This window comes from Peribacillus simplex (assembly GCF_030123325.1).
GTDB lineage: Bacteria > Bacillota > Bacilli > Bacillales > DSM-1321 > Peribacillus > Peribacillus simplex_D.
In genome coordinates this window covers 1,206,559-1,226,972 of the sequence record NZ_CP126106.1, presented here as the reverse complement: position 1 = coordinate 1,226,972, position 20,414 = coordinate 1,206,559, and the positions used below count along the sequence as shown (strand labels likewise).

General features: G+C 39.3%; 23 protein-coding genes. 7 read left to right on the top strand and 16 right to left on the bottom strand.

What is annotated here, in order from left to right; all coding sequences use genetic code 11:
* Positions 1-181: 181 nt before the first annotated feature.
* Both lepB and QNH43_RS05910 read right to left on the bottom strand, forming a co-directional pair.
* Complete coding sequence (gene lepB / locus QNH43_RS05915; protein ID WP_076367229.1) at positions 182-745, bottom strand: signal peptidase I; 564 nt, start codon at positions 743-745, stop codon at positions 182-184.
* Between the two features lie 33 nt (positions 746-778).
* Positions 779-1,393: a TVP38/TMEM64 family protein gene (locus QNH43_RS05910; RefSeq protein ID WP_283917141.1), complete on the bottom strand. Its 615-nt coding sequence runs from the start codon at positions 1,391-1,393 to the stop codon at positions 779-781.
* A gap of 288 nt (positions 1,394-1,681) precedes the next feature.
* Between QNH43_RS05910 and QNH43_RS05905 the strand changes: the two genes are divergently transcribed.
* Entirely contained in the window at positions 1,682-2,053 is a 372-nt protein-coding gene (locus QNH43_RS05905; RefSeq protein ID WP_076367233.1) for a YhjD family protein, read from the top strand.
* 305 nt (positions 2,054-2,358) lie between these two features.
* On the opposite strand, the gene QNH43_RS05900 is transcribed toward QNH43_RS05905, so the two are convergent.
* Complete coding sequence (locus QNH43_RS05900; protein ID WP_283917140.1) at positions 2,359-2,664, bottom strand: STAS domain-containing protein; 306 nt, start codon at positions 2,662-2,664, stop codon at positions 2,359-2,361.
* Positions 2,665-3,473: 809 nt separating this feature from the next.
* On the opposite strand from QNH43_RS05900, the gene QNH43_RS05895 reads away from it, so the two are divergent.
* Together QNH43_RS05895 and QNH43_RS05890 are read left to right on the top strand one after the other, a co-directional pair.
* Positions 3,474-4,313 carry a ComEC/Rec2 family competence protein gene (locus QNH43_RS05895; RefSeq protein WP_283917139.1) on the top strand — a complete coding sequence of 280 codons (840 nt, stop codon included), beginning with the start codon at positions 3,474-3,476 and terminating at the stop codon, positions 4,311-4,313.
* Positions 4,314-4,532 carry a DUF3006 domain-containing protein gene (locus QNH43_RS05890; RefSeq protein WP_283917138.1) on the top strand — a complete coding sequence of 73 codons (219 nt, stop codon included), beginning with the start codon at positions 4,314-4,316 and terminating at the stop codon, positions 4,530-4,532. It abuts the gene before it with no gap.
* A gap of 86 nt (positions 4,533-4,618) precedes the next feature.
* Here QNH43_RS05890 and QNH43_RS05885 read toward each other — a convergent pair whose 3' ends face one another.
* On the bottom strand, positions 4,619-5,182 hold the full coding sequence (locus QNH43_RS05885; RefSeq protein ID WP_283917137.1) for a competence protein ComK: 564 nt from the start codon (positions 5,180-5,182) through the stop codon (positions 4,619-4,621).
* 313 nt (positions 5,183-5,495) lie between these two features.
* Between QNH43_RS05885 and QNH43_RS05880 the strand changes: the two genes are divergently transcribed.
* Entirely contained in the window at positions 5,496-5,732 is a 237-nt protein-coding gene (locus QNH43_RS05880) for an IDEAL domain-containing protein (protein ID WP_283917136.1), read from the top strand.
* A gap of 70 nt (positions 5,733-5,802) precedes the next feature.
* On the opposite strand, the gene QNH43_RS05875 is transcribed toward QNH43_RS05880, so the two are convergent.
* The 7 genes from QNH43_RS05875 to QNH43_RS05845 all read right to left on the bottom strand — a co-directional run bounded on the left by QNH43_RS05875 (position 5,803) and on the right by QNH43_RS05845 (position 13,340).
* On the bottom strand, positions 5,803-6,612 hold the full coding sequence (locus tag QNH43_RS05875; RefSeq protein ID WP_076367243.1) for a YitT family protein: 810 nt from the start codon (positions 6,610-6,612) through the stop codon (positions 5,803-5,805).
* 149 nt (positions 6,613-6,761) lie between these two features.
* On the bottom strand, positions 6,762-8,027 hold the full coding sequence (locus QNH43_RS05870; protein ID WP_283917135.1) for a M48 family metallopeptidase: 1,266 nt from the start codon (positions 8,025-8,027) through the stop codon (positions 6,762-6,764).
* A 272-nt stretch (positions 8,028-8,299) separates the two neighbouring features.
* Positions 8,300-8,968, bottom strand: a complete 669-nt coding sequence (locus QNH43_RS05865; RefSeq protein ID WP_283917134.1) for a LuxR C-terminal-related transcriptional regulator — start codon at positions 8,966-8,968, stop codon at positions 8,300-8,302.
* Between the two features lie 179 nt (positions 8,969-9,147).
* Complete coding sequence (locus QNH43_RS05860; protein WP_034314654.1) at positions 9,148-9,675, bottom strand: HD domain-containing protein; 528 nt, start codon at positions 9,673-9,675, stop codon at positions 9,148-9,150.
* A gap of 175 nt (positions 9,676-9,850) precedes the next feature.
* Positions 9,851-11,395 carry a fatty acid--CoA ligase family protein gene (locus QNH43_RS05855; protein WP_283917133.1) on the bottom strand — a complete coding sequence of 515 codons (1,545 nt, stop codon included), beginning with the start codon at positions 11,393-11,395 and terminating at the stop codon, positions 9,851-9,853.
* A gap of 179 nt (positions 11,396-11,574) precedes the next feature.
* The gene (locus QNH43_RS05850) at positions 11,575-12,564 is read right to left on the bottom strand and encodes a lipoate--protein ligase (protein WP_283917132.1); all 990 of its coding nucleotides are present in this window, start codon (positions 12,562-12,564) and stop codon (positions 11,575-11,577) included.
* Positions 12,565-12,605: 41 nt separating this feature from the next.
* Entirely contained in the window at positions 12,606-13,340 is a 735-nt protein-coding gene (locus QNH43_RS05845) for an MBL fold metallo-hydrolase (protein ID WP_283917131.1), read from the bottom strand.
* A gap of 173 nt (positions 13,341-13,513) precedes the next feature.
* On the opposite strand from QNH43_RS05845, the gene yhfH reads away from it, so the two are divergent.
* A complete protein-coding gene (yhfH, locus tag QNH43_RS05840; RefSeq protein ID WP_076367255.1) occupies positions 13,514-13,642 on the top strand; it encodes a protein YhfH in 129 nt (42 codons plus the stop codon).
* Positions 13,643-13,810: 168 nt separating this feature from the next.
* On the opposite strand, the gene QNH43_RS05835 is transcribed toward yhfH, so the two are convergent.
* The 3 genes from QNH43_RS05835 to hemE form a co-directional block, all read right to left on the bottom strand.
* Entirely contained in the window at positions 13,811-14,386 is a 576-nt protein-coding gene (locus tag QNH43_RS05835) for a TetR/AcrR family transcriptional regulator (protein WP_076367257.1), read from the bottom strand.
* A gap of 280 nt (positions 14,387-14,666) precedes the next feature.
* A complete protein-coding gene (gene hemH / locus QNH43_RS05830; protein WP_283917130.1) occupies positions 14,667-15,602 on the bottom strand; it encodes a ferrochelatase in 936 nt (311 codons plus the stop codon).
* Between the two features lie 78 nt (positions 15,603-15,680).
* On the bottom strand, positions 15,681-16,724 hold the full coding sequence (gene hemE / locus QNH43_RS05825; protein ID WP_283917129.1) for a uroporphyrinogen decarboxylase: 1,044 nt from the start codon (positions 16,722-16,724) through the stop codon (positions 15,681-15,683).
* A gap of 273 nt (positions 16,725-16,997) precedes the next feature.
* On the opposite strand from hemE, the gene QNH43_RS05820 reads away from it, so the two are divergent.
* Positions 16,998-17,513, top strand: coding sequence for an antibiotic biosynthesis monooxygenase family protein (locus tag QNH43_RS05820; protein WP_076367262.1), 516 nt, complete (start codon positions 16,998-17,000; stop codon positions 17,511-17,513).
* A gap of 181 nt (positions 17,514-17,694) precedes the next feature.
* On the opposite strand, the gene QNH43_RS05815 is transcribed toward QNH43_RS05820, so the two are convergent.
* Positions 17,695-18,318: a phosphatase PAP2 family protein gene (locus QNH43_RS05815; protein WP_283917128.1), complete on the bottom strand. Its 624-nt coding sequence runs from the start codon at positions 18,316-18,318 to the stop codon at positions 17,695-17,697.
* Positions 18,319-18,409: 91 nt separating this feature from the next.
* Between QNH43_RS05815 and QNH43_RS05810 the strand changes: the two genes are divergently transcribed.
* Positions 18,410-19,621: a M20 family metallopeptidase gene (locus QNH43_RS05810; RefSeq protein ID WP_283917127.1), complete on the top strand. Its 1,212-nt coding sequence runs from the start codon at positions 18,410-18,412 to the stop codon at positions 19,619-19,621.
* 28 nt (positions 19,622-19,649) lie between these two features.
* Here the strand turns inward: QNH43_RS05810 and QNH43_RS05805 are convergent, their stop codons facing one another.
* Positions 19,650-20,357: an EcsC family protein gene (locus QNH43_RS05805; RefSeq protein WP_311316537.1), complete on the bottom strand. Its 708-nt coding sequence runs from the start codon at positions 20,355-20,357 to the stop codon at positions 19,650-19,652.
* Positions 20,358-20,414: the final 57 nt, after the last annotated feature.

Here is a 20,414-nt window from a genome sequence, read left to right as displayed (position 1 = left end):
CCCCCTTACAACATAATATCTAGATCCATCATACCAGAAATACTTTAGTCACCATGACTAGGTTTCTGTTTCCAATTAGATTTACTTTCTATTATTTTACCGTTTCCCTTTAAAAAACACCAATCGTACGTTCGCGTTTTTCCTCAAAAGAAAAAGCCCACATAATTTTGGGCTTCCACGATCATTCACCTGTAAATTTATAATTGAATTCTTTGACCGGCCAATATCGAACATCCACTTTACCGACAACATTTTCAACCGGTATATAACCAAAGTGACGGCTGTCGGCACTTTCAAGACGATTATCACCCATGACAAAAAGCTTGCCCTCCGGAACTTTGGTCACATCCGTCAATTCTTTTAATGTAAAATCACCTGTAAAGTCCTGTCCTGGGAAACCTTCCTTGAATTTCTCAAGATAGGGCTCATCCACTTTCTCACCATTTACGTAAAGCCAATCATCTTTATATCGAATTTGGTCACCTGCAACTCCTATAACTCGCTTAACATAATCTTCTTGTGAATTTGCATGAAAAACAATAATGTCAAAACGGTTAATATCATGAATCTGGTAATTGATTTTATTCACGACAAGTTTATTTCCATCTTCTAGGGTCGGCTGCATCGACTTCCCTTCAACATCATAGCTTGAAAAGAAAAATGTACGGATTAAGATGTAAATAACAAAAGCTATCATCGCTGGTTTTATCCAATCGGATAAAGAATTCTTGTTTGTTTTTTCCATCTAGTTCAACCCCTACTGCATTTATATACTAATTTATTTTCCTTCTTCCCTCTTCATGCTTTTATTTAACCGGACTTCAAGTCTTTTCCCCACATACCATAGGATAAAGATGACGATCCCGATAATGATCGTACGCACAGGTTTATGAATTAAGGATACTAAATCGTAACCTACGAAGCTAATCGTAAAGATCATCACCGCTTTCCCCCCCACCACTGCAAGTCCATATTGCAAGGGACTGACTTTTGAAAGTCCTGCCACGATATTAACGATGGCCGAAGGTGTAAAAGGGAAGCAGAGCAATATGAACAAAGGACCGAATCCATGGCTTTCCACCCAAACCATCAACCTCTGCACCTGTTTATGCTTTTGCAAAAATCGGAAAAACCTCATTTGACCATATCTTCTAATAATCCAAAAGATCAAAAAAGAACCCGCTACCGCACCAATCCAAGAAAATAAAAAGCCCCACCAGAGACCAAAAGCCGTTGCGTTGGCAAGCACGAACACCACTAAAGGCAAAAAGGGCAAAAAAGCTTCCAGCATCGGCAGTAAGATCCCAGGAATTGGACCGAATGAGCGATATTGCTGAATAAGTGCAGATATATGATCAAGTGTAAACCACTCACGTATAGTATCCAAATCCATAATTATCTCCCTCGACATGCTGCTATCAGAGCAGCATAAACTTATTAAAAACTGTTTATTTTAGATATATCACTTTCCCCTGAAATTGCAAGAATTATTATCCATATACCTTCATACTTTCCCTAACTCCGGAAAACATAATCTTGTTAACGAATATTTCTGGATTTATCAAAACCGCTTGCATATACACTGAAAATACATTAGGATAAAAAACGGAACAAACGTTCTATTTTTACGTGGTATGCATACTAATATTAAAAACCGTGCTATTAGAAAGGAGCGGTCAAGATGACCCGCATTCCAGAAGATGACCGAAATATGATTGAAAAAGCCATCTACCTCCCTATGGTTATTACAGTCTTAAACCGGGATCTCAAGGTCATCGAAATTAGTCCGTTCAAATTAAAAAGGCCCTATTCGGAGCTAGTCGAACATATTTTAAAAGTGGTTCAAGACGAACTTGCCGAGGTAAGGCGATATTTGCGCAAGGAGAATATTAAGGTTAGTGAAATCAAACGCGATGAATCCTTCACGATGTATTGTTTTTTATATAAAGGATACGAGGAACATCATAATTATTTCAATCCCCGCCTTCGCAACAAAACCGAAGACTTGTTATGTTATTACTTTTTCGAAAAAAACCACTATTCAAGGAATTAGAGACAGGCATCCTCCATATATGTTTGTGAAATATGGGTGTTTGGAGCCTTTCGGGAAGGATACAGATGCCTTCGTTGTAAGTATGCATGACCATTAACAACGCATCCCACCTTTCCTGCTTCCTAAAGTTACGGGAGGTCAATTTTTGATGATCAAGATCGATAGGACTTACTTACCTCCATTCACCTGTATGAATATTCCATAATCCATAATATAAGTGGCTATCTCAAATATGGATCTAGCACCATGAAATATCACTTTCGATCAAGTCATAACCTATGTAATCAAGTGCATTTTGAATATCCTTAAAACATTTTATTTTTGAGATTCTTCAAATCAAAAATTTTTACATATTCCTTGGCAAAGGTTGGAGTGACACCCGTTGTGATCATTCCCCCCATCAAACCAAGAGCACTCACCTTATTAAATAGAAAGTTAGGAAAACAATTATTTTGGACGAACAGCTTCGACAAATCAATGAAAAAGTAATCAATATCATTATCCGCCGTAGAATGTAACACATCACTCATGATTTGCACTGAACGATTTCTAAGGACACAGCCCTTAAAGAATAATAGGCCGGGCGGGCTCGTCTGTTCATAATTAGTCATTTTAATCACCTATACGCCTATTATAACCATTCGCCAACACTATCATTTTAGAGTCCGTAAAAGTTTTTTTCCAAAAGATTGTTAATTGCATATCCATTACCTATATCTACTAGTAACGATCTCTTGATATAAAACGTATAAAGTAAAAAGGAACATTCAGAAAAAAATAAGAGCCTTCCGCGAATAGTTTGTGAAAAATTGAACAAATTTGTTGTTGCATCGTGGGTGTCTATTATATTATGTATTAAGAAATGATCATCAACATTCTTATACCCCCATTGTTTAATTTTCCCAATCCCTTATTTCTTATAAAAACCATGCAATGTTTTGTTTGCATGGTTTAATTTGTAGCCGTTTCTATCTAAATTTTAAAACAAAGTTGATTGAACGGAAGGTCGAGACTCCTGAGGGAAATGCGTGTCCGAGGGAGACCGCAAACGCGCCGAGGTGGCTCCCGGACCGCCCGCGGAAAGCGGGTGCCTGGAGGGGAAATCAACGTTTAAATTGGACAAACCTAAAAAAACAGTAGACAAACTCATCAACATTCTCTGTAATAAGATATTTTGTTGGTAAGCCTAACTTTCCATATCACTTTCAACATTCTTCTTATAAAAAATTCTGAGAGAAATAGATTTTCTATTGGTTTTCACCTGTAAATTAACCGCTTTATCACTTAGATATAAATACCTAGGATTATTTTACCTAACCATAGATTTAGACGTTTTTTCCTTTTTTACCACAAATAAAAACCATGTCCAAATCCCCGTTTTTCCGGTTAAACATGGTAAATTATTAATTGGAGGGGAAAAATGAAGAAAATAAATATTCTACTGGTTGCCGTTCTTGTTTTGTCTTTATTCACTGGACTTAAAACAACTGAGGCAGCCTCAAATATGAAGGTACATTTCATCAACGTTGGACAAGGAGATTCAATCCTTATACAAACCGATAATGAAAACGTTTTAATCGATGGCGGCGGTAAAGGAAAGGGCGACGAAGTGGTAGCCTACCTTAAAAAACAAAAGATAAAAACACTTAATGCATTAGTATCCACTCACCCAGATGCGGATCATGTAGGCGGTCTGGCTTATGTGATTAAATCGCTTAATGTAAAATCTGTGTATGCCCCTAAAGTTTCTCATACCACCCAGGCATACAAAGACTTTTTAACGGCTGTTAAGAAGAAGCAGCTTACAATAAAAAAAGCGAAGACTGGCGTGGAAATCAACACTAAAGCAAAGGATAATTCCCTTAAATTCATTGCACCTGTTAAAGACTATGCCAAGTCTGACTTAAATAATTGGAGTGCTGTCCTTTTACTTAAACACGGCAAAAAAACATTCTTGTTTACAGGTGATGCCGAAGAAAAAGCAGAGAAAGATATGCTGGCTAAAAAACTGGTACCAAGTGTGGATGTACTTAAAGTCGGCCATCATGGTGCAAAAACATCGACAAGTTCAGCTTTCATTAACAAAACAAAACCGAAATATGCTGTAATCAGTGTAGGGAAAAATGGCTATGGGCACCCTACCTCCACTGTTGTAAAACGGTTGAATTCAGTGAAAGCCAAAACTTATCGCACAGATAAATCAGGTAACATTATTTTTACTTCTACAGGTCAGAAAATTACTGTAAAGACGGTGAAATAAATGGTACAAGGAATTATTGATCGCTTCGAAGGAAAGGTCGCTGTCGTTGAAATCGAAGGTGGTGACATGAAGGATTTTCCTAAAAGCGCTCTCCCCAAGGGAGCAAAAGTAGGAGATATGCTGATTATCGATGGTAATACGATCACCATTTCCAAAGAAGGCACTAAGCAGTTAAGAAAAGAGATTGACGATTTAATGGATGAATTATTTGAGGATTAATTCCCGGGCCCTTCTTTAATAAGAAGGGCTTGCTTCAATTTTGAATGAATCCCGTTTGCATTCTTCTATGATTGTCCCTGCCCTCCCTAACGCGGTATATACTTTGACATTACTTCTGAAGCCTTTGCCCCATTTATATCGGAAAACAGATAGAAGGATTTCCTCTTTGTCTCCTCAATCCTCTGGATCAATTTCGTTTTTAAAAAAGATGTCCGGTGAAGCTGGTTTTCGAAAGAACTGCATGATACTGCTATATCGATGGTTTGTCTATTCCTGAATGTGATGGTTGTATGTTTGGGATCCAGGCGATCATAGGATGCCACATGCTCATGTGATAGCCAGATGCATTGAGGACGCAACGGAGAAGTAGTCGGAAAGAAGAAAATCGAACTGGTCGGATCGATCGCGATCGGTGCTTTATGTGTGATGTTTATGAGCTGTTTCGTGCCTTGCTTGCGTCCTTCATAACTTGATCCGAAGAACTCACAACTTTTCTTTATTATTTCCATAGGTTTAAAAGGGGAGATGAACTCGTCCTCCATTTCAACGATTCGGGAATATATTTTACTGCCGTAATTGATTGGCGAAACCATTAGTGTATGTGGCGTGATTTCATATTCCTCGATGATTCCCTGATTGTTTTCCTTCATTTTTAATCCACCTCTTCCTCATTGCTAAACACCGCTTACCGAAACTTATACTCTTGATTGCTTGTACCCTTCCATTCCCCATTATCCAAGAAGAGTGAAGGGGGCTAGTAAATGTATGTTAAATTCCTCACTATAATAGCACAATCTTTATATATAAAAAGGGAGTTCACAAAAAATTAAGAATTCTTTTATATAGTGGCTTTTTCGTCATCTAAACGACACATTCTCTATTAGTGTTTAAATTTTTTAAATTTTCAGTTGATTTTATCCGCTTAAATCCATATAATAATAAAAAGGGTCAGGGGTGGTAACTTTGAAAAATGAAAAATCTTATTCAGAGTCAGTGAAGTCCTTATCAATGAGCGAAATGAAAAACGATGCCGTGGTTCAGGAAATGTTAATTGATATGATTATTCAGGAAGCCGTCCTTACTACCAAAAAGAATATCCTTGCAATACAGATCGATGAAGCCTTGGATATGAAAAACAAACCTTTATTCTTAAAACTAAGTTCTGAAATGAACGTTTTACTAAAACAGTTTGGTAATTAAATGAATGAATAAAAAAAGCCTAATGATCAAAAAAGCCTCCCATATTGTTGGGAGGCTTTTCTAATTATCATTACTCTTTATGAAACATACCCATGACCTCGGAGGTTTCGGTTATATTGACAAAAGCATTCGGATCCACTTCTTTTATCATCGTTTTTACATCGGTTAACTGATAACGAGTAATGACTGTCATCATTACTTTACTCTTTTCTCCTGAATATGCACCTTCACCATCCATGACTGTAATTCCACGATAAAGGTTGGTGAGGAGCTTGGTTTTCATTTCGTCACTCTTTTTGGTAACGATCATCAATGTTAATTTAATGTGATTGGAATGGATCGTATCGATCACCTTTCCTGCTGCATAAATGGAAATCAGCGTATATAATGCGGCATCCCAACCAAAGATGAAGCCTGAGATAACCACCACAACTGCATTCATCACCGAAAGCAATGTACCAAGTGGAAAATCGCTCTTCTTAGCCAATAGCATGGCAATGATATCAAAACCGCCAGAAGAACCTGAAGCACGAAAGATGATGCCTATACCGAATCCCGATATGATTCCGCCAAATAAAGAAGACAAAATCGGATCAGTGGATATTCCGTGAACTGGAATGAGGTATAAACTGACGGATATCACGACAACTGATAATATCGTATAGGTGATAAAGCGTCTCCCTAATTTCAAGTAACCAAGAATCAGCAATGGGAGGTTCAACAGAAAATTCAATATCCCTGTGTTGACCGGGGTGATGATTCCGAACATAATCGCAAGTCCACTAAGTCCGCTGCTTAAAATTAAATGAGGTATCAAAAATAAGTTATAGGCTACTGCTACAAGCACTGAGCCCATAGTGATCAAAAGTACATTATACATATCCGATCTCCTTAAAACGAACTGGGAATTTAATTTATTATAGTAGAGAACCTAAGGTTTTTAAAAATAATAGTTTTTTCTGAAAACAACTTACAAACTTACATTTTTCCGATATAGAAGAAAAAAGCCAGCTGGTTTTCAGCTGGCTTTCAATCACCCTTTGTATCTGTATTTTCAACCGTTGAAATCCGCTCGAGCATGGTTGGATGGGAATACCGCAGCCACTTAACCAGGAATGGTGGATTGACTTGACTCAAACCCGATCTCGTGAGTTCCTGGAACGTCGTGATTGCTGATTCTTTATCCTTGGTCATTTCAATGGCATAACGGTCAGCCCTTGTCTCTTGATATCTGGAAACATAGTTGGACAGCGGACTCGAAGCAAAGAGCAGCACAGACGTTATCAAGAGAAATAAAGGAAGAGAAGAAATGCTGTCAATAGAACGAACCTTTAACAGATGGCCCCAGCGTCTAATGATAAAATTCATGATTTTCGAGGTCAGCCACAAACCGATTAAAGTCAGTCCTAAATAACCTGCAATCCCTATATAAATATGCTTTTCCACATAATGAGCCATTTCATGTGCCATGATAAAAAGGATCTCATCTTCCTTCAGTTTGTTCAGGGTCGTATCCCAAAGGACTATTCTTGAGTTGGAGCCTATGCCGGTCACGTATGCATTCAAGGCATTTGTCTTTTCCGCCATATTTACTTCATACACGTGTTCAGCAGGAATTTCAGCCTGTGAGGCAAGTGCCAATATTTCCGTTTCCAGCTCTTTATTTTTGAGCGGATAGAACTCATTATATAGCGGATCAATCAATACAGGCTGTACAAACATCAGGAACAAGGAAAATGGAATGGACAACATCCAAGCATAGAGCCACCACTTCTTCACACTTTTATTCATTAACCAATACAAAACGGACACGATGATGAACATCATCCCGAAATTCACCCAGAATTCGATGACTCCATCCTTCATCCACGAGGTGAAACTTTGTGTACTTATATGGTAATTCCTACTCATCCGATATCCAATGAAACTGATCGGAAACAGGGCCAGGTAAGAAATAACGGAAAGCCAGAATAAGTAGATGCTCGTTCTGATCGCTTTCCATTTCGAGACTGCCATTGACGACTTTTCAAATGCTTTTGAAAAACCAAATAATAAAATGAAGAAATACAACAGCCATTCATATGGCGTGGATACGAAAAAAATAAAATTTCGCAGTCCTGAATACTCTTCGCTAAGCTTTAGTTCCCTTGCATTCAGGAATGTTGCAGGATCTGCTGCAGTTCCACGCAAAGCTTCGGGAATCGAGGTATCAGCTCCATAAAAAATATACCAATACATCGCCGCTGCATAAAGGATATATAACAGAATCGCTCTTCCAGCCCATTTTCTAACCATGATGCCCCTCCTTAAACGAATCTCCCTCTTAATAGTTTAATCCAAAATGGACAGGTTAGAACCGCATTTCCCTTCTATATTATTTATTCCTTTCCATCATTTTTTTATTTTTACGCAGAGATATAAAAAAACGGAGGGCTGGGAGGTTTAAGGCAACGACGAATTTTATCCCTTTGCCGCCACCTAATTGCTTTGATGTAATTCGTTCATCAATTTTTTTGGATTGTGAACTCGATACAAAAGCCGACTAACGGAACGGCGGGCAAGAGTAGTCATCTCTTCATCCCGCTTTTTTGAAATCTATACAAAAGTGCCATAAGCTCCGGTCGATTATTAACATTCAGTTTTCTGTAAATACGGCTTATATAGTTTTTTACCGTGCCGATGGATAAAAAAAGTTTTTTTGAGATTTGCTGATTTGTTTCACCTTGGGTCAGCAGGATAAGCAGTTCATACTCGCGTTTAGAAAAGGCTCCCAATTTTTCGATTGCCTTATCCAAAGTTACTGGTGATCTTTCAACATCCTGCTGCAGCTTCTTCATTAAAAATGATTTAAATGAGGCAGGATAAACTATCTGACCGTTGGCACATTGACGGATTGCCGACAGCACATGTTTCGTTCCGCCATCCTGTAACACATAACCTGCTGCACCATGGCATATCGCTTCGATAAGATAATGATCTTCTGAATAGGCAGTAAAAATGAGGAAAGGAGTGGATGGATATATTACCTTTAGGATTGGCATGACTTCCTGTCCATACTTTCCTGATGACCGGGCATCAATAAGAATGACATCTGGCATGACTGAAGGTGTGTGATTAAAATCAAGAGGGTCCATTTCATTTCCAGTCACCCCTATGACCTTAATGTCTTCTTCTTTTTCGATGAATTCCTCATAGCCTCCCTGATCACCATATATCAATAGCCTAATCGATTTCATAACATCACCTGTTACTTTCATTATTTGTTATTAATCCGATAATTTTTTATAATTGCCCGCCGCGAATAGTTCTATTGGTCTATACTTTACATCATTAATTCACCTGATAACAAATTTAAACTGTAAAATGTTTAAAAAGTGTCCCTCCTGACAGTAAAAAGGCTATCACCCGTTTACCTTCAGGATGATAGCCTTTTTCTTTGTTCCTCATCTATGAGCGTATCAAGTTTCATGATGCTCTCCTTTGCCCGGGGAAAATCAATTTTGCGATAATGGTGTTTTCCACCTTCTTCTTCATCTTTTTCGTCAGCCCATTTGACGACTTGCTGAAGCGGTGTACGAATAATATCATTTGAAGGTAAGAACGAATCGGTGTGAAATAAAATGGCGAGGGAAATGGTCTTTGCCTTTATCGGGTTTTCTCCCAAGCGGATTAACAGTTTATGTGCTCGTTCTGCACCTTTGATGGGGTGAATATCATTTTGTTTATACAGATCATAATCCCATTTACCATTGCGATACCAGGTGAAATGACCCATATCATGCAAAAGTCCAGCTTTAGCAGCAATATCAGGGTCGACATTATATTCGTTTGCTAAGTGAAACGCATGGTATGCTACCGCAATCGCATGTGCCAGACCTGAACGGTTCAAGTATTTTTGAGCAATGGGATGTGTAAAAATATCCAAAAGCTTTACATCTCTCATCTAACCCCTCCTTACAATTATGTGGAAATTTTTAATGACAATCATAACTCTTTTCGAAACAAGAATCAAGGTTTTAAGATGCTCCAATATATTTTATGCAGCCTGATACACTTTGGTTGTACAAAAAAAGGACCACGCCGGTTATAGGCAATGATCCCTGGTGATCAATGAATATTCAGTTTTGCAGTACATGGTTTTTCAAGGAGCGACGTAATATTTTACCAGTCGCGTTTTTAGGAAGTTCATCCAAAAACTCGATTTTTGCCGGTACCTTATATTTGGCCAAGTGTTCCATGCAATAAGCAAGCAGTTCTTCCTCCGTCAATGCATTGTTTTTCTTTACCACAAAGCATTTAACCACTTCCCCTTGATTGGGATCGGGAACGCCTATGGCTGCTGCCTCAACTACTTCAGGATGGGCATACAGAATCTCCTCCACTTCACGTGGATAGACATTATAACCACCAACGATGATAAGCTCCTTTTTACGATCTACAATGAAAAAATAGCCTTCATCATCCATCCTCGCTAAATCGCCTGTATATAACCAGCCATTTTTCAAGGCAGCGGCTGATTCTTCAGGCATTTTATAATAACCCTTCATTACATTCGGACCTCTGACAACCAACTCTCCTACCTCATTGATCGGCACTTCTTCTCCAAGCTCATTGACCACTTTGTTTTCCACCCTAAGGATGGAGGTTCCGATGGATCCCGACTTTCTTGGACGATCCAAAGGATTGAAGCAGGTAACAGGGGATGCCTCGGATAAGCCATATCCTTCTGAAACCCTGACATTAAATTTTTGCTCGAATGATTCAAGCAGGGACACTGGCATGGCGGATCCGCCCGATATGCATATCCGCAACGACTTCAAAGCATCTTCTTTCGCCTCTGGGTATTGGAAAAGAAAGTTATACATCGTAGGCACTCCAGCAAAAACGGTTGCTTCATATTTTTTGATTTGCCTGAATATTTCCTTTGGACTGAATTGCGGGACAATTAAAAGCGTGCCTCCGCTTATCAATGGGGCATTCACAACGACCGTTAAACTGAAAACATGGAACATTGGCAATGTTGTAATGACACGGTCACTTTCCGAGATTTTTAAATATTCACCAATATCATGTGCATTGGAGTAGATATTGGTATGTGTGAGCATGGCCCCCTTTGGTTTCCCCGTTGTTCCGGAAGTATAGAGTATGATTGCCGTATCCTCAGGATCCAGTTTTGGACCTTTAAAGCAGTCATCCCCCGATTCGATCATTTTTGTAAACGATTTCATTTTTGGGTAGATGTTAAATTCGCTAATATCCCCATTATCCTGCTGCGATTCACAAATAACATATTTTTCTACGCTTGAGAGAATCGGGTTCATTTTCTCTAGTAGGGGTAGAAGCTTATCTAATGCCACAACAACCTTTACATCGCCATTATTCAGGATATAACCAATCTCGTCAGGTGTGTAAATTGGATTGATAGGAATTACGGTTGCCCCTGCTCGCATAGCCCCATACAACGAAATGATGAAATGTGGAGAGTTGCCTAATAACAGCGCAATGTTATCACCTTTTGAAACACCAAGCCTATGTAATTCGTCTGCGAACTTCGTAACGGCTTTATCCAATTCCCCATATGAAGTGGATTGATCCATAAAGTAATATGCTGGCTTATCCGCCTTTTTTAAAGCCATTTGATGAAGCTGTTCAGATAAATTCATCTTTCTCCCTCCCCTGCAAATAGCATGAATGAATAGTCATTCATTTTTATGGTGAACTAAATACATTTTTATTATATTAAAAGAAAGCTATTACAGCAACAATTTTATCCATATTCAAGCAATTACTGTCATTATTAGGAACAAAAGCCGTCCTATTAAGTCGGGACGGCTTTTGGGGCTTAATATATTAGTGCCAATATTTCTTCTTTCGTTACATTGCCAAAATAATGACGAACATCGATCTCATCTAGTACCCTGCTGATTGCTTCCTTTTCATAACGTATTCCAGTAAGCTTTTGTTCAATATCCGCAACCTCTCCGACCCCGAAGAAATCACCATAGATTTTACAATTTTCAATGATTCCCCTGTTCACTTCAAGGCGGATATCAACAGACCCCACAGGGAATCTATGTGAGTTTTGCAAGTTGAATTTAGGCGATTTTCCGTAATTCCATTCCCAGTTTTGATACCTTTCTTCAGAGATTTTGTGAATTTTCTCCCAATCCGTCTCCGTTAGAACGTACTCTGTAACCTTTCCGCTATCTTTGAAAATATTTTGCAGAAGGAATGAACGGAACTCTTCAACAGACATCGGTTCTTTTAAGAAATCAGCGATATTACCGACACGGCTTCTTATTGATTTTATCCCTTTGGACTCGATTTTATCTTTTTTCACTTTTAAAGCGGATACAATGTGATCCATTTCTGATTGAAACAGCAATGTCCCATGACTGAACATTCTGCCCTTCGTTGAAAACATCGCGTTTCCCGAGATTTTCTTTCCTTCAGCCAGTATATCGTTACGACCGCTCAATTCAGCATGTATTCCAAGTTTCTCAAGCGTTTCCACGACAGGCTGGGTGAATTTTTTGAAATTGTGGAAACTATCCCCATCGTCCCTCGTAATGAAACTGAAATTGAGATTCCCCAGGTCATGATAAACCGCTCCCCCCCCGGAAAGGCGGCGAACAACTGTAATGCCATTTCCATCTACATAATCGGCATTGATTTCTTCAATCGTATTTTGATTTCTTCCTATGATGATTGAAGGACGATTAATGTAAAATAGAAGGTAGGTTTCATCTATATTTAAATGTTTAAGCGCATATTCTTCTATGGCCAGGTTAATTCTTGGATCTGTAATTCCCTTATTATCAATAAAAAGCACAGTTGTTCCTCCTTGTAGATTTCATATCACTGTTGTTTCATTTATAGTTGGAATTCGAGATTGGTTTTAGCTACAGCTATTTCCCTTTTGAATACCTCGGATGCTTCTTCTTTCAGTTGTTCTAGATTCCCATAATGAGGGAGATGAGTTAACAGCAAAAGCTGGACGTCAGCCTTTTCCGCTAGCATGCCCGCTTCTCTTGCCGTCATATGCCCCGCCTTTGAGCCATCCATATCACTGTAAAAGTTACTTTCACATAGTAAAACATTTGCGTCTTTAGCGAAATCTGCAAGCTCATCCATATATGAACTATCCCCTGTGTAAACTATCGAATGATTTTCAGCTTCAATCCTCATTGCAAAACAAGGGACTGGATGGTTTGTTTTCATGAACGTAAATTTACACGGTCCAATGGTTAACGGTTGATCAGCAGTGTAGGCTATCCCCTCTGTCACGTCTTTATAAGTTAACTTACCAAACTCGACTTCGTCCAAATCATGACCATAGATAGGAATCGTCCTTTTTTCGCTGCCCAATATCTGCTGTATGAACGCAGCGTGCTGCAGGACACCAATATCCGCTACATGATCCGGATGATAGTGGGATAATACAACTGCACCAAGATCCTCCGGCTTCATATGGTTTTGCAGCTGTGATAGAACACCGCTGCCACAATCAAGCAGAATGCGAAAATCTTCATATTCAAGCAAATAGCCGGAACTTGCCTCATTTTTAGCTGGATAACCGCCCCAGCAGCCAATTACGGTGATTTTCATGCTTAGGCACTCCTTTTTTCTCTCAATGACTTCCCCATTAATATAAACTATTCTTGCCCTTATTTCACCTTTTTTACTTATGTTATAAAACATTCATTGACATCACAAATCTGTTATAATACAATAAAGCCATAGATAAGAGAATAATAAAATAAATTCAGGAGATGATGTTCATGATTCAAAGTAGCGTTGAGTTCTTTAAAAACCTGCCTCCGAAACAATGCATGGAATGCGGAAAAAAAATCGAAGAACAGCACGAATGTTATGGAAACCACTGTGATCATTGCCTTTCTGGAGAGTAGTATTCTTGTGTTCCACCATCCGCTTCCCAAATAGCAGGATGAATTTATATAAGATTCAGTTTCGCAGCTGAAAAACGTCCCCAATAAAAAGAAGAGATACCGCTCATCGGTATCTCTTCTTTTTATTGTTATTGGAATTCATTGCTTTTCAGCAAAAAAATAGAATTATCACTTTACGGATAATCCTTTGAACAGATATATTTTAAATAGTTCAGCAATTTCCTCTTTCTCTAATGGGGCATGGTTCCTTTCCCAATCAAAAATCAGGGCAAGGTACATCTTTAGCATCAGGAAAGCTGTTATCTCTGGATCGCAAGGCTGTATATAGCCCTTATCAATCGCTATTTTTAGTTTTTCCTTAATGTAGGATACAATGGCTTCTTCCATTTCATTAACCATTTCCTGAACGGCCGGCGTACCAATTTCCCGCTCTTCCTGAAGAAGTTTTAAAGATAATTGATGTTCCTGCCTGAACTCCAGAATTCGATAAACGGCCCGATGCAGATTTTCAAAAAAGGAGAGTTGATCATCCAAAGATTGTTCCGCCTCATATTTCATTTCCTCTATCATCCGCTGAACGATTTCTTTAAACAGCTCTTCTTTATTTTTATAAAAGGTATAAATGGTCCCTTTTCCCACATTGGCAATTTTAGCGACTTGATCCATCGTCGTTGCCTTATATCCAAATAGTGAAAACGACTTGGTCGCGGCTTCCAAAATCAATTTTTTACGATCAACAGACATTTCCCACCTCAATCCTGACCAAACGGACAAAATAGTCATTATGTTCAACGATATCATACCAAAAATATTCAGTCTTTTCAATTAAATTTTCAATTTTTTAGAGAAACAATGGCCATCCTCATTAATGGACAGCCACTTTTTCAAAAGGATATTTATTTAAATCACTCATGTAAAGTAAAAAACGCATCGCTTTTCCAGGTGTATGGCATCTATCAACTTCATACGAAAATATGTAGAGCACATTGTAAGCATGGTTAAACCAATTTCCTCTATTGAATGATCACTTTTCCTGTAATTTGTTTAAAATGATTGTGGCCAAAGCATCGATGAATTCAGGTTTAACATTCGGCATATCCGGTCTATAGTAACCTGCACCAATTTCTTCCGTCACAACCTTACATTCATAATCGTTATCATAAAGGACTTCAAGGTGCTCGGCAACAAAGCCAACAGGAATATAAATGAAAGCTTTATAACCTTTTGTTTGATGAAGATCTCTGGTTAAATCCTGTACATCAGGTCCCAACCATGGTTCAGGTGTTTGTCCAGCGCTTTGCCAGCCTACTGCATAATTGGTAACACCTGCTCCTTCAGCAATCATGTCTGCCGTTTCTTTCAGTTGATTTGGATACGGATCTCCTGATTGCAGGATTTTTTCAGGGAGGCTATGTGCAGACACAATCAAAGCGAAGTTATCGCGTTCTTCCGAGGTCATTTTCCCGATTACTTCTTTTACTTGGTCTACCCAATATTGAATGAATTTCGGCTCATCATACCAGCTTTCAACGGAAGTGATGGTCAGGTCCCCCAATTTAGCGGCTTCATCCTGGGCGCGTCCATTATAAGACTTCACGCTGAATGTTGAAAAATGCGGTGCCAATACTATACTGACCGCTTCTTTGATTCCATCTTCATGCATTTGTTTCACTGCGTCTTCAACAAAAGGTTCAATATGTTTCAGTCCAAGATATGCCTTGAATTCAACTTCTTCCTGAACGGAATTCAATTTCTTTTCCAGGGCTTCAGCTTGTCCTTCCGTTATTTTTGCAAGCGGGGATAATCCACCGATCGCTTCATATCTGCCTTTTAGGTCGGCAATCAATTCATCGCTTGGCCGTCTCCCATGACGAATATGTGTATAATATCTTTCAATATCCTCTTCCGTGTATGGAGTACCATAAGCCATGACTAAAAGGCCCATTTTTTTTCTTGACATGAAATTACACCTCATTTAAAGATTTCGTTCTTTTATTGTGCATCCAAATAAGTAGTTTTAGCAAATGGTTCGCTCACCTTACTTCATTTTTGATGAATATTCATGAATGAAAGCGGTCAGCCTCTTCAGTGTTTCCGGATTTACGGAAGGGAAAACCCCATGTCCCAGATTAAAGATGTATCCATCCCGATCCATGCCCTGATCCAGGATTCTTCTCGTCCGTTCTTCTATAACATCCCATGATGATAATAGAAGGGCAGGATCAAGATTACCTTGTACCGTTTTCTGTATTCCCATTTGTCTTGCTTCTGTAATTGGCAATCTCCAATCGAGCCCGACTACATCAATCGGAAGATCATTCCACTCAAGTGCCAAGTGACTTGCGCCGACCCCGAACATGATTAGCGGTACATTTTCTTCACGCAATGAAGAAAAGATACGGGTCATGATCGGCTTGATGAACACACGGTAATCTTCAACGTTCAAAGCACCTACCCATGAATCAAAGATTTGGATGGCACTGACGCCGGCTTTAATTTGTGACTTGACATATACGATGATCATATCCGCCAGCTTATCCATTAATGCAAACCATGCCTTTGGCTCGGAATACATGAAAGCTTTCGTTTTATTGTAGTTTTTGGATGGGCCGCCTTCAATCATGTATGACGCAATGGTGAAAGGTGCACCGGAGAAACCGATCAAAGGAACGGACAATTGCTCCGTGGTCAATAATTTAATCGTGTCCAACACATATGGGATATCTTTCTCTGGATTCAATTCACCTAATTTTTCAACATCTGTCACCGATTGGATCGGATTGGATATGACTGGACCGATTCCGGACTTAATCTCGACATCCACACCAATGGCTGGCAGCGGTGTCATTATATCTTTATATAAAATCGCAGCGTCTACGTCATATTGCTCAACTGGCAATCTAGTCACATAAGCGCATAATTCCGGCTGATGAGTGATCTCAAAAAGGGAGTACTTCTCTTTCAATTTACGGTATTCCGGCTGTGAACGGCCTGCCTGACGCATATACCAAACAGGCACATGATCCGTTTTCTCTCCTCTTGCAGCTTTTAAAAATGTATCATTCGTAATTTCCTTAGACATTAATATCCACCTTTCAAGCAATCACGTTTCTATTTTTATTCATTACCTACATAGAATATCAGAAGGATGTTGAATTTCAAATCGATTCTCCTTAAACTATAGCTTTTTCTATAATAGAAGTATAGCCAACCTATTTATTTGTCAGAAAATCGACTTTTTTATTAAGTATCTTACCCGGTATCAAAGACTATTGGCTAGATTGGAAATGGTAAAAGCACTATTCATTGGGTAAAATGGGTATACAGGTACTATATAGATATTGGAGGGGAAATTATGAATGTATTCATCACATCAGGCAGTTTCAATTTTTTGAAAAGCAAAAAAGATAAGCATCCGAATGAAAATATATTACTTATGCAAAATCCTGACACTACAGTACTTTTACATGAAACAGCAGGAAAAACGCTCTTCAGCTCTCCTCGTAAGTATGAAGTAGTTGATGGGAAAGGAAACCTTCAGGATCATGGGTATGTAGTCATGAACAATATACCCGTCAGTGAAGAAGGAAGGCCGGTATTCGAACATCGTTTTAAAAACAGGGCAGGATTCATTGAGAATGAACCAGGTTTCGTCGCACTTCGTGTACTGCGGCCAATCAACTCTGACACTTATGTAATCTTGACGATTTGGGAGAAACAAACCGATTTCCTGAACTGGAAGAAATCCAGTTCCTTTCAGAAGGCGCATAACAGCGACTCCAAAGCTCCCATTACGAATTCTAGCCAGAAGATGTTTTCAGGTGAAGCCTATGTAACGCAGTATACTTTGGTGAAGGATTCAGAAGAATAATCCATTCTTGCTCAATAAGAGGCCCATTCCTCAAGGATGGGCCTCTTTGAATTCATAGTAATACAGAGTGTTATTTGGGACGGCCCAAAAATGGTATAAACCTATAACAATCCGACAAATTCCTTCTTTATTTCCGGGGAAATGCAACGGGTATTTACAATTATTTTATCTGAATCTTTTTTCAAAGCACTTTAGGTCCGAGGAATTTATACAATTTAAACAAGGTTAAAATATATGCCGCTCCTAATGCAAAACCTGCCAAGATATCAGTTGGAAAATGGACTTTCATAGCGATCCTGCTGACCCCGATTAGCAGAACCAGACAAACGAAACCGATTCCCACTCCCCATTTCAAAGAGTTTCCTTTAATTTCTTTCATGATTAAATAAGCAACCATACTGAAGAAAATAAGGCCCACCATTGCGTGGCCACTTGGAAAACTGAAGCCAGCGGCCTCCATCAAATGATTTTCAGGGCGCACTCTTTTAATATGATTTTTTATCCACCCATTTAATACATCCCCCCCGGCCATACCGATAGAGAAGATGGCCATGGTCCAATAATCCTTCTTTATTATCCACAAATATAGAACACATAATAAGCTTCCAAAACCAATGAACTTGGATTTTCCTAGATAGGTAATGGACTTGAAGAAAGTGAACGAAAAGGTATTCTCACCTACGGAAAAAAGTTTCGCAATATATGAATCGAACGCTAAAGGCCTCCCACTCTGGACTTCTTGCATCAAAAAAAAGAATAGCAACAAGCAAATGAAACCCATAGCAACCCAGGAATATTTAATCATAATATAGATCTCCTCAAGGTATTTATTCACTTTGGATTATTCAGAATATGATATACTATTTACAATTAACCCAATCATTAGGAGGCGCAAAATGATACAGCGATTACACGATCTTCTAGAAGGTTCATATGAAGAAATGGTTTCCATCAGACGTTATCTTCATCAACATCCCGAGCTTTCTTTTCAAGAAACCCAAACGGCGGCATTCATCGCTGGGTATTATGAAAAACTTGGAATCGAACATCGGACGAATGTAGGCGGTAATGGTGTTATTGCCAAGATCACAGGCAATAAGCCTGGTAAAACCGTAGCTTTGCGCGCTGATTTCGACGCCTTACCCATTCAGGATGAAAAAGAAGTTCCCTATAAATCTTCCGTACCCGGGGTTATGCATGCGTGTGGACACGATGGCCATACAGCGACACTCCTTGTCCTTGCAAAAAATCTGAATGATCTGAAGGATGAGCTCGAAGGTGAATATGTATTTATCCATCAGCATGCTGAAGAATATGCTCCAGGAGGTGCCAAACCGATGATTGAGGCTGGCTGCCTTGATGGGGTGGATGTAATTTTCGGTACCCATTTATGGGCTACGGTCCCTACCGGAACAGTCCAATACGCTTATGGACCCCTGATGGCCGCTGCTGACCGTTTTGAAATCACCATTCAAGGGCAGGGCGGACATGGAGCCCAGCCGCATAAGACCCGTGATGCAATCGTTGTCGGCTCCCAGCTAGTCATGGCCCTACAGCAAATCGTAAGCCGCCGCCTTAACCCAATAGATTCTGCAGTCATTACCGTCGGTTCCTTTGTAGCGGATAATGCCTTTAACGTCATTGCAGATAAGGCTAGAATAATCGGGACCGTCCGCACTTTCAAGGATGATGTCCGTTCATTCATAAGCGAGGAAATGGAGCGGGTTGTTAAAGGAACCTGCATAGCTGCGGACTGCACTTATGAATATCAATACTTTCAGGGTTATCCAGCTGTTATTCCACATGTTGAAGAAACCAAATTCCTCATCGAAAGCACTGAATCCGTCAAGGAAGTTTTGAATACAGAGGAAATTGACCCGGATATGACAGGTGAAGATTTTTCTTATTATTTACAAAATGTGAAAGGTACATTCTTCTTTACAGGGGCCAAGCCAAAAAATGAACATACATATCCTCATCATCATCCTTTGTTTGACATCGATGAAAAAGCGATGCTCATTGCAGCCAAAATATTAGGCACTGCAGCTATAACCTATCACAATAAGAAACAATCATCGCAAAAGGTGAATGAATCTTTATTACGGTAATGATAAAGGGACGGGTTTTCCCCGTCCCTTACTCTTTTAGAAGTCTGATTCGGTAACAATTGACAGCCGTCTCCCCAAGTTGTTCCAACAAATGATGGTTGGCATATGCACCGACAGCTGCCCCAAGCCCTGGAACTAGCTGGAACATTTTGATGATATCGATGTGATCGCGATATTCCTGCTGAAATTCTTGCCAGTCTATTTCCGGCCATGTCCCTGAATCCCATTCTTCTATTACCCGTAATGTTTCCAGTTTTTTTTCCTCGCTTGAAAATGCCATCTGAAAGATATGGAGTATGAACAGGCGTTCCTCATATTTATTTGGATCAAAACCATATATACGGGATATTTCGAATAATAGCTTCATCTTGATGCTAAGCAGTAAAGGGAAATCAGCCAATCCAATTAATAGCCCTGCCGCTCCGGTTCCTACACCTTCTATAACGGCCGTTTTCCGATGGGCCGTTACAGTTTCCGCAACCCATTCTTCTTTTTGCTGCAAGGATAAAAGCACTACATTTTTTTCTTTTGACATATATTTCGAACCTGATAATACGGCCTCTATCATCCCTTTAATACTATCAGTAATCATTTTGTGCACTCGGTCAGGAATATAACTATTCATTTTGATTTGCGCCTTTTTGGACATCCGCTCAAGCCTGCCGGATTTCTTGGCTACTTTCTTTTTCCATGATACCAGTTCCGATAATGCCTTTTGTCCATATTCATCCATCATTTAACACCTCCGTTAAATATGTATATACCCCCTATAAGGCTTTTAGTTTCAATTTTC